The sequence below is a fragment of the Mesobacillus sp. genome (genome assembly GCF_047739415.1).
Classification (GTDB): Bacteria; Bacillota; Bacilli; order Bacillales; family Cytobacillaceae; genus Mesobacillus.
Map to the genome: position 1 here is coordinate 1 of NZ_JBIQOE010000234.1, position 9,385 is coordinate 9,385.

The 9,385-nt window shown below is 39.7% G+C and carries 7 protein-coding genes; 6 read left to right on the forward strand and 1 reads right to left on the reverse strand.

Features of this window, described 5'->3' with window-relative positions:
• The first annotated feature begins 570 nt into the window (after window positions 1–570).
• The 3 genes from ACH0QE_RS18435 (at window position 571) to ACH0QE_RS18445 (ending at window position 3,331) form a co-directional block, all read left to right on the forward strand.
• On the forward strand, window positions 571–1,902 hold the full coding sequence (locus ACH0QE_RS18435) for a CoA-disulfide reductase (RefSeq protein ID WP_415801947.1): 1,332 nt from the start codon (window positions 571–573) through the stop codon (window positions 1,900–1,902).
• Window positions 1,903–2,081: 179 nt separating this feature from the next.
• The gene (locus tag ACH0QE_RS18440; protein ID WP_415801948.1) at window positions 2,082–2,945 is read left to right on the forward strand and encodes a DegV family protein; all 864 of its coding nucleotides are present in this window, start codon (window positions 2,082–2,084) and stop codon (window positions 2,943–2,945) included.
• A 71-nt stretch (window positions 2,946–3,016) separates the two neighbouring features.
• Window positions 3,017–3,331 (forward strand): YciI family protein, encoded by a 315-nt coding sequence (locus ACH0QE_RS18445; protein WP_415801949.1) that lies wholly within the window; start codon window positions 3,017–3,019, stop codon window positions 3,329–3,331.
• A gap of 68 nt (window positions 3,332–3,399) precedes the next feature.
• Here the strand turns inward: ACH0QE_RS18445 and ACH0QE_RS18450 are convergent, their stop codons facing one another.
• Window positions 3,400–5,835 carry a S8 family serine peptidase gene (locus tag ACH0QE_RS18450; RefSeq protein WP_415801950.1) on the reverse strand — a complete coding sequence of 812 codons (2,436 nt, stop codon included), beginning with the start codon at window positions 5,833–5,835 and terminating at the stop codon, window positions 3,400–3,402.
• A gap of 446 nt (window positions 5,836–6,281) precedes the next feature.
• Between ACH0QE_RS18450 and ACH0QE_RS18455 the strand changes: the two genes are divergently transcribed.
• The 3 genes from ACH0QE_RS18455 to ACH0QE_RS18465 all read left to right on the forward strand — a co-directional run bounded on the left by ACH0QE_RS18455 (window position 6,282) and on the right by ACH0QE_RS18465 (window position 9,123).
• On the forward strand, window positions 6,282–6,746 hold the full coding sequence (locus ACH0QE_RS18455) for a hypothetical protein (RefSeq protein ID WP_415801951.1): 465 nt from the start codon (window positions 6,282–6,284) through the stop codon (window positions 6,744–6,746).
• The gene (locus tag ACH0QE_RS18460) at window positions 6,707–7,228 is read left to right on the forward strand and encodes a GGDEF domain-containing protein (RefSeq protein ID WP_415801952.1); all 522 of its coding nucleotides are present in this window, start codon (window positions 6,707–6,709) and stop codon (window positions 7,226–7,228) included. The genes ACH0QE_RS18455 and ACH0QE_RS18460 overlap by 40 nt, the downstream gene beginning before the upstream one ends.
• Before the next feature lie 395 nt (window positions 7,229–7,623).
• Window positions 7,624–9,123 carry a malate:quinone oxidoreductase gene (locus tag ACH0QE_RS18465; protein ID WP_415801953.1) on the forward strand — a complete coding sequence of 500 codons (1,500 nt, stop codon included), beginning with the start codon at window positions 7,624–7,626 and terminating at the stop codon, window positions 9,121–9,123.
• The last annotated feature ends 262 nt before the right edge of the window (window positions 9,124–9,385 follow it).

Genomic DNA, 9,385 nt, shown 5'->3' on the forward strand with positions numbered 1-9,385 from the left:
ATCACTTCCTAATCTAATTTTGTTGGCCATAATATCTAGTATATTCTAATTCTTGGAATAAAAAATGAACAAATGAAGAAACAATCCACCAATAGCTTTGAGCTAAAGAAGTACATTTAGAGTTGCCTGAAACAGGAGTATGTAAGACGGATTTTTCTTCAAGTTGCTGTGATTCAGAAACCAATTCCGAAAAGGCAGTACCATATTCATGATGCAGTGGTCCGCCTGTGGTTAAGTGTACATGACATACAATTAGAGTACATAAAAGAAATACTTAACATTGACCCTGATTTAATTGATGAATTGATGACATTGATTTTGAAAAAATCAAAAGAATTCTCAAAGGTGTATTTACAGAATACTATGAACCCTTATAATACTTTAAATGTAAACATTGTAAAATCAGGTAGAAGTATGTTTATCGGTTTCCAGAACTCCAACCGGTTACATTGATCCTTTGACGGCCTCGAAAGATAAATAGGATGTTAATCAGCATTTTTCTGAAGTTGCCTAAATCCCAATGTTTAAATATCAGTAATAAATGGATACACAAAGAGTGGAGGGATGAAGATGAAAATACTTATTATTGGTGGAGATGCAGCAGGCATGAGTGCTGCGATGCAAATTGTCCGAAACAGCTCTGGACATGAAATCACTGTGTTAGAAAAGGGAGGCGTTTATTCATACGGTCAATGTGGCCTGCCTTATGTGATCAGCGGGAAGATTGAGTCTACAGATCAGTTAATCGCTCGCACTCAGTCTGCTTTTAAAGAGAAATATGGCATTGATGCACGAGTATTTCATGAAGTCCAAAAGGTGGACTCGGAAAATAAAATGGTAAGGGGAATAAACCATAGTAATGGTGAAACGTTCAGCCTTCCATATGAGCGCCTTCTGATTGCGACTGGTGTAAGCTCGGTCGTTCCAGAGTGGGAGGATGTGACACTTCCAGGTATTTTCTCATTAAAGACCATCCCTGATGCTAAGGCAATAATGGATTATCTAGAAAGAGATATACATAATGTGACGGTGATTGGTGGCGGATACATCGGGCTTGAAATGGCCGAAAGTTTTGCGGAGCTCGGCAAGAAGGTAACCATCATTGAAAGAAATGAGCAATTAGCCAAAATATTTGATACAGACATGGCAGAACTGATTCATGAAGAAGCAGTAAAGCAAAACATTGTGTTAAAAATGAGTGAATCCGTGGAAGCATTCGGTGGAAGTGGCCATGTGGAATCTGTGAAAACCGATAAAGGGGAGTATAAAACAGATTTGGTGCTAGTCGCTGTAGGTGTGAAGCCCAATACTTCCTTTTTAGAGGGAACAGGAATCAAGACCAGTGTAAATGGTGCGATTCAAGTAAATGCCTATATGCAAACCAGTATTGAAGATATCTACGCGGCAGGAGATTGTGCCACACAATACCACCGAGTAAAAGAAAAGGATGATCATGTCCCGTTGGGAACACATGCTAATAAGCAAGGACAGATCGCCGGATTGAACATGGTTGATGTACATAAAACGTTTAAAGGAATTGTAGGCACTTCCATTATTAAGTTTTTCGATTTAACCCTGGGGAGAACTGGGCTATCAGAAACAGAGGCAAACATGCTGAACATTCCATATGGCTCTGTAACCATTACAGCAACAGATATCGCAGGTTATTATCCGGATGATAAAAAAATGAAATTGAAACTTGTTTATCATAAAGAGACACATAAGGTTCTTGGCGGGCAAATTATTGGAGAAAATGGAGTCGATAAACGGATTGATGTACTTGCGACGGCAATATTTCATTCTATGACGACCGATGAGCTGCTCGATTTAGATCTGGCCTATGCTCCCCCGTATAATGGTGTATGGGATCCTGTTCAGCAAGCAGCCAGGAGGGTAAAGTAGCTGGTAACAGCACAGATAAATACTGTCGGCAAGCTCAGTTTTCATCGAGTTTGCCGACTTTTTAGTGCTGCTTTTCAGAGGTAAAGAAACTGGTTACGGAAAAGTGCCTAATAAAATATGTATTAACTTAAGCTGAGGTTGGGTTAAGATAAGGGTAGTTGCTTACTTGGAGGATATAAATGATTAAAATTTTGGCTGATTCAACTTGTGATTTATCAAAGGAAGTACTTGAATTATATGACATTAGCTTAGCTCCATTGACGATAAATATTGAGGGGAAACTTTATAAAGATCGAGTGGATATTGAGCCGAATGATTTTTATAGTATGTTGGAAGGGTTATCTGAGCACCCAACAACAGGGATGCCAAGTCCTGAAGAATACCATAAGATTATAAAGAAAGCTGTGAATGATGGAAGCGAAGAGATACTATGTATATGTATGTCTAGCGGGACAAGCGGTGCCTATCAATCAGCTGTGATAGCAAAAGATTATTTCTATGAGGAATCGCCTGATTCGGCTGTTAAAATTCATATAGTCGATTCTAAATGCATGAGTCATGGCAGCGGATGGTTAATCATGAAGAGTGCGATGATGCGAGACCAGGGGGCATCATTTAAAGAAATCATCGAATTTAATGAAACCTACAAAACAAAAGTAAAACACTTCCTTTCTGTTGATGATTTAAATCATTTAATTAAGAGTGGCAGACTCACGAATGCAAGTGCCTTTATCGGCAAGATTCTTATGCTCAAACCAATCATGACGATGAAGCAAGGAAAAGGAGCAATTGTTGCAAAGGAAAGAGGATTAAAAAGAGTACTTCAGCATTACACGCAGGAGTTTTTGAAGAGAAATGACCCAGAAATGACAGACTTTATCATACTTGGTTATACATCAGATCGTAAAGTTGCCGAAAATCTTAAAGCCAAAATCCAACTAGATACAGGTTTCTCCGGAGACATTTATATTATTCAAATGGGAGTATCGGTTGGAACCCATGTTGGTTTAGGTGCCATTTCAATGTTTTTTGTAGAAAAGTGAAATACAAACGACAGGAAAGCGTTCCAGTGATAATTGTTTCATAGACAGAAATAAGAAAGCGGGGAAATCGGATGGAGCTTCAGCAATTTATTTATGTACTTCGCCTTTTGCCTGAGTATCTGGTGGAAAGCAACTGGACGGATGAGACAAATGAGATTGTCGGTAGGCATTTTGAAAGTTTGAAAAGTCTTTTGGAGCAAGGTACGGTCATAATGGCAGGAAGAACAACGACTATGGATGAGACTGCCTTTGGCATCGTGGTGTTTAAAGCTGAATCCAAGGTAGAAGCTGAGAGGATAATGTTATGCGACCCTGCTGTAGCAGAGGGAGTGATGACGGCGGAGCTTCATCCTTTTCGTGTCGCTTTAGCTAATATGCGAGTGTAATATACTTTTAAAGCAATTTAAACAACAAAGGCTTCAGGTGCAAAACCTGAAGCCTTTGTTGTTATATTCTATTCGTATAGGAAATTCACACCTTCAAGTGAACTGATTCCTTTATACGTTGCATAAGCGTAAACGTTGTAATAGTACCCTTTTGGAAGTTTGAATCCATTCATAAGCGTTCCATCCCATTCAAAAGAGTGGAAGCCGACAGGGATACTTTCATAATAGCCAATATCTCCTAAATATTGAAGGGGATTTCCATCAACATCTGAAAGGTAGACAAAGAAGTCAACTGATTCAGCGCCGCCTGTGAAATATCCTCCGACTTCAGTGATTCCATTGCTATCGAACATAACATCTACATATTCAACGCGTGGATAATCTGGTTCTTGGACAAACAGGATAGTCGGAACATCGAAGGAAGCAGTACCATCACTGACGACAATCGTTCCTTCGTAGTAACCAGGTGCTAGCTTGCCAGCATCAACCTGGACATTCAAGTTCACCTGTTGCGATTTGCCGGCATTGACTTTTAAATTTTTGCTTGTCATCACTTTGAGTCCATCAGGATTTCCTTCAAAGCTAACATCGAAACTATATATTTTTCTTTCGTTGGAAAGGTTCTTCAGGGTAAAGTGTTGTTTTTCAACTTGTTTTCCTTTGTTCTTTAAGAATACGCCAAACGAGTGGCTGCCTGGTGTCACTAAAGTTTTGGCATTGATTGCCTCAACGACACGGATGCTTCCAGCACCCTGCGTATTGTGAGGATAATCTTCGCCCGTAGCAGGATCCTCCAGGTTTTCGGCTGTGTTCATCAATGCGGCCTTTACATCATGAACGTTCCAATCAGGATGTGCTTGTAAAAGCAATGCAGCAGCTCCGGCAACGTGAGGTGAAGCCATGCTTGTTCCTTGCTTTGAACCGTATCCGCCTGGTACGGTGCTTACGATATTCACCCCAGGAGCTGAGACGTCAGGCTTGATCATCCATGTTTCCGTTACTGGGCCACGGGATGAGAATTCTGCGATGATTTCTGGATCAGTCTTAACATAATCAAGGTTAAAGGAAACGGTATTATTTCCTTTTTCTAATTCTGCAAGCATCTTTTGACCATCTGCTTTAGACATTTTAATGGTTGGCACTTCCATGCCTGGAATGACATATGGAATTTCTCCGTCCCCACTGTTGAAAATTATCGCGCCAACTGCGCCAGCAGCTTTTGCGGCAGCGGCTTTATCAACAAATGCATAGGTACCTCGGCTGATCAGGGCAATTTTTCCTTCAACATCAATGTTCTCAAACTCCTCAGGGCTTCCTAAACCGGCAAATACATACTCAAATTCTTTCTCGTCAAGAGCTTTTAAGTCGGCTACATCCGCATAGCCCATTACTTTATCGGTATCATAAGTAACACCGCCAGTAGTAGTTGTCTCCACATTATAGACTTCAAAAGGAAGCTGTGTTGCTCCTACAGATATTGCATCACGGGATGTACCCGGGGAACCGACTGTCCAGTTAGCAGGGCCTGAGTTTCCGTTCGAAGTAACGGCAATTACACCTTCGGCCATCGCCCAGTCTAGAGCAATACTAGTTGCATAGTCTGGGAGATTCAATGGGTTTCCTAGAGACAGGTTCATAATATCGGCACCGTCTTGTACAGCACGCTCGATTCCAGCTATTACATTTTCAGTCGTTCCACTGCCGCCTGGTCCAAGAACACGATAAGCCAAAAGCTTAGCATTGGGAGCTACTCCCTTGATTTGGCCATTGGCAGCCACTGTACCTGATACATGCGTGCCGTGCGTCGTTTCTTCACCACGTGGGTCCCCAGCTGGAGTTTCCTGCGGATCATTATCGTTATCTACAAAGTCCCAGCCCTTATAATCGCCAAAAGCATGGGCCAGGTCAGGATGAGTATAATCAGCGCCCGTATCGATAACAGCGACGGTAACGCCTTCTCCTGTATAGCCAGAATCCCAGGCAGCGTTAGCACCAATATATGGTGCGCTGTTCATCATTTCCGGACTAAATGCTTCTGCTGTAATAAGTGTTCCTTCATCACCTGTTACTGAATATGTAACATCAGGATAAACGGCTTTTACACCAGGAACAGCTAATAATGCAGGTATTTGGTTTGCCGTAAGTTCTACAGAGAAACCAGAAAATACATAATCATATTCACGTTGAATCTTACTGGACTTTGCTGCTTTTTTGACAGAGTCCTTCACTTTGTCTCGAGCAGCTTTTAATTTAGCTTTTGATTGGGATGTTCCGCTATGTTTCGCTTCAACGATGGATTTTTCGTTTAATTCAACAATAACAGTGGTCGGTTTTGAAGACTTAACATCAATTTTTCCATAAAGTTCTGCCAGTTGTTGAGGGGTGACAGAAGTGGATGCAGAACCTGAGGTTCCATTTGCAAAGGCTCCCATGCCGAATGTGGAGAAAGCAAGGATAAAGATTAGTAGGATTGCTGTACTTCGTATTGAATGTTTTTTTAGCATAAGTTAAGTTTCAGCTCCTTCATTAATTGGTAAAAAACATCCTTTCTGCAAAATGGACTCCTTTCTTCTTTGAAATTAGGATGTCTACATGCCTATTTAAGAAATTAAACAGGCATGTAAATAGTCCTTTAAAAAATTATCTTATTTTTCTGACAAAACATGATTGATTTTTTAAAAAATCCGTCGTTGATTCTCTAATCAGGTCGTTTTCGGACAAAAATAAAATTTACGCTACTCTTTTCACATACAAATATTGGAAACAAATTAGGGTATTGATATACTAAAGGGACTAAAGTATTAGGAGTGTATCGCTTGCTCATCAATCATTATTAGTCAATCTATGTATACTGATCGCGCTCATATTTGTTTATGTTCAACTAAGATGGAAATTCAAGATAGATAAGAAGGAGTGGTATGTTTCTGGTGTAGCTGGTGGGTTATTAGGAATGATCCTTATGTATTATTCAATCCAGGTAACAAGTGAAACAATAGTGGATCTAAGGTTTATTCCTGTTATGCTACTCACTTTGTTCATTGGTATAAGACCTGCAATGGTGAGTGCTGGGATTATAATAATTGGTAGATTTATATTTGGGGTCATTGCTTCTGCATATGGAGCATTAGTCTTGATGACTTTGATTCTGCTGTTTTATTTCATTATTAATCGGACAATAAATAAAAACGTAAATCTTAACAAGAAAAGTTTTTTAATGATCATGACAACAAACATCATTTTTACGATAGTCATCTCTGTATTAGTTAGAGATATTGCCGTTTTGAAGGTGTTAGTGCAATCCTATTGGCTAATCGCATTTCTTGGCGGTTTTGTAAGTGTTTTTTTTGTTGATTTCCAGAGAAGGTCCATTTTTTATTGGAAAGATACAAGGAAGAAGCCTCAATCGATTACTTAACAGGTTTAAACAATGTACGCCAATTCGATAATGTGCTGAATATGTTTATGAAAAATGCAAAAGAAAAAGGCGAGAAATTATCACTCCTTACATTGAATATCGATTTTTTCAAGAAAGTGAACGATACATTTGGGCATCTAGCAGGAGATAAAATACTTATAGAGCTTGGTAAAGTATTAAAAAATACAACCAGGTCTTTTGATATTGTTTCCAGAAATGGCGGAGAAGAGTTCTCTGTGATTTTGCCTGATTGCCCAAATCAGCAAGCCATCGATATAGCGGAACAGATTCGCAAAGCAGTTACCAATCATCCATTTCCTATTGATGAACAGCAACATATTAATATAACGGTTTCAATAGGAGTAGCTACCTATCCGGAAACAGTTCATGATACTGAAGAAATTGTCAAAAAGGCAGATAAGAGTCTTTATGCTGCAAAGCAATCAGGCAGGAATAGGATAAGCAGTGTATGTCCAGTCTAAACACGAATAAAAGTTATTAGACAAGCAGATAGGCAAAAATATTTTCGGGGTTAATGAAAATATTGTAATTTAAATAGTCTCTTTTCGTAGTTTGGTTGCTTTCACAACCTAAGTAAAACCGGCTAGTGGGCTTTTACGAGGATTTTTGCATATCCAGTCTGGAAGTCTCCTCGAACAGAAGGTATCATTTTTATGTTTTTGAAACTTGTGAATGGACTTCTCACTTTTTTACTATGGAAAAATAGTTTATAATAATCAGTAAATAGTAGATATTTTAATATGTAAGTCTTTATAATAGATTATGTTATGGTTTGAACATGGACGGAAAAGGTGTGATCCTAGGTGGAACTGAGGCAGGCGCACCTACTCAAATATAAGGGATAAGGAAGGGTATAATGAGCAACGTACAGAAAGCAACAGACGTTATCTTAATTGGTGCCGGAGTCATGAGTGCGACGTTGGGATCCTTACTGAAAGAGTTAGCACCAGAATGGGACATTAAAGTGTTTGAAAAACTAGCTTCTGCAGGTGAAGAGAGCTCCAATGAGTGGAATAATGCGGGTACTGGGCACGCTGCTCTGTGTGAGTTGAATTATACACCTGAAAAACCCGACGGATCGATAGATATTAGCAAGGCAATTAACGTAAATGAGCAGTTTCAAATTTCAAGACAATTTTGGTCTTATCTGGTAAAAAGCAATTTGATTCGTAATCCGCAGGACTTTATCAGGGCACTGCCTCATATGAGTTTAGTAGAAGGCGAAAAAAATGTTGAGTTTTTGAAAAAACGATTTAAAGCGCTTTCAGATATTCCTATGTTTCAGGGGATGGAATACTCCGAAGACCCTGACAAACTTAAAGAATGGATTCCATTAGTCATGGAAGGCCGTACATCGAATGATCCGATTGCGGCAACCAAAATTGACTCAGGAACGGATGTTAACTTCGGTGCATTAACTCGCATGTTGTTTGAGCATTTGGAGAGTAAAAATGTCGAGATTAACTATAACCATAGTGTTAAAGATATCAATCGTACAAGTGATGGATTATGGGAACTGAAAGTGCAAAACCTTGAAAGCGGTAAAACTGAATATCATACTGCGAAATTCATTTTTATCGGCGGTGGGGGCGGAAGTCTGCCGTTACTGCAAAAGACAGGTATTCCTGAATCAAAACGTATTGGCGGATTCCCTGTAAGTGGACTGTTCATGGTCTGCAACAATCCAGAAGTAGTAGAACAGCACCATGCAAAGGTGTACGGAAAAGCCAAGGTAGGCGCTCCTCCGATGTCAGTACCGCATCTTGATACAAGATTTATCGATAATAAGAAGAGCCTGCTGTTTGGACCATTTGCTGGTTTCTCACCTAAGTTCTTGAAAACAGGTTCGAATATGGATTTGATTGGTTCAGTGAAACCGAATAATGTGATCACTATGTTGGCAGCAGGCATGAAAGAAATGGCATTGACTAAGTACTTAATCGAGCAAGTAATGCTCTCTCATGAAAAACGGATGGAAGAACTCCGTGAGTTCATTCCTAATGCCAAGAGTGAGGACTGGGGTATCGTAGTTGCAGGACAGCGTGTACAGGTCATCAAGGATACCGACACTGGCAAAGGCACACTACAGTTCGGTACAGAGGTTGTCAGTGCCTCAGATGGCTCTGTAGCTGCACTGCTAGGTGCATCTCCTGGTGCATCTACTGCCGTTAACGTCATGCTGGAAGTGTTAGAAAAATGCTTCCCTGAGCAGATGTTCAATTGGCAGGATAAAATAAAGGAAATTATCCCAACTTATGGAGTGTCATTAGTGGACAACCCAGAGCTGTTCCATGAAATTCATGAATCAACAGCTAAAATGCTTGGTTTAAATGAAAAAGTAAAGGTTCTCAGTTGATATAGATTTAACCTTCGATCCTACTTGGATTGAAGGTTATTTTTTTCTAAATACTTCACTGTTAGGTGTGAATCATCTTTATTATTTATATAAAAATACTTTAAGGATGTCTTTATTATCAAGTGTTAATGACGTTCTACAATGTCCGGAAATTGACGGTACTAATTGTCCTAAAACTGACGGATTCACTGTCCAAAATGAAAAGGGAGGCAGTTTTCCTGCTTCCCTACGATTTTACAAGTCAACTTGGTACGTCTCGTTT

Coding starts and splice junctions, on each gene's coding strand:
- ACH0QE_RS18465 (WP_415801953.1), top strand. CDS start 7,624: ATGAGCAACGTACAGAAAGCAACAGACGTTATCTTAATTGGTGCCGGA.
- ACH0QE_RS18445 (WP_415801949.1), top strand. CDS start 3,017: ATGGAGCTTCAGCAATTTATTTATGTACTTCGCCTTTTGCCTGAGTAT.
- ACH0QE_RS18440 (WP_415801948.1), top strand. CDS start 2,082: ATGATTAAAATTTTGGCTGATTCAACTTGTGATTTATCAAAGGAAGTA.
- ACH0QE_RS18455 (WP_415801951.1), top strand. CDS start 6,282: ATGATCCTTATGTATTATTCAATCCAGGTAACAAGTGAAACAATAGTG.
- ACH0QE_RS18450 (WP_415801950.1), bottom strand. CDS start 5,835: ATGCTAAAAAAACATTCAATACGAAGTACAGCAATCCTACTAATCTTT.
- ACH0QE_RS18435 (WP_415801947.1), top strand. CDS start 571: ATGAAAATACTTATTATTGGTGGAGATGCAGCAGGCATGAGTGCTGCG.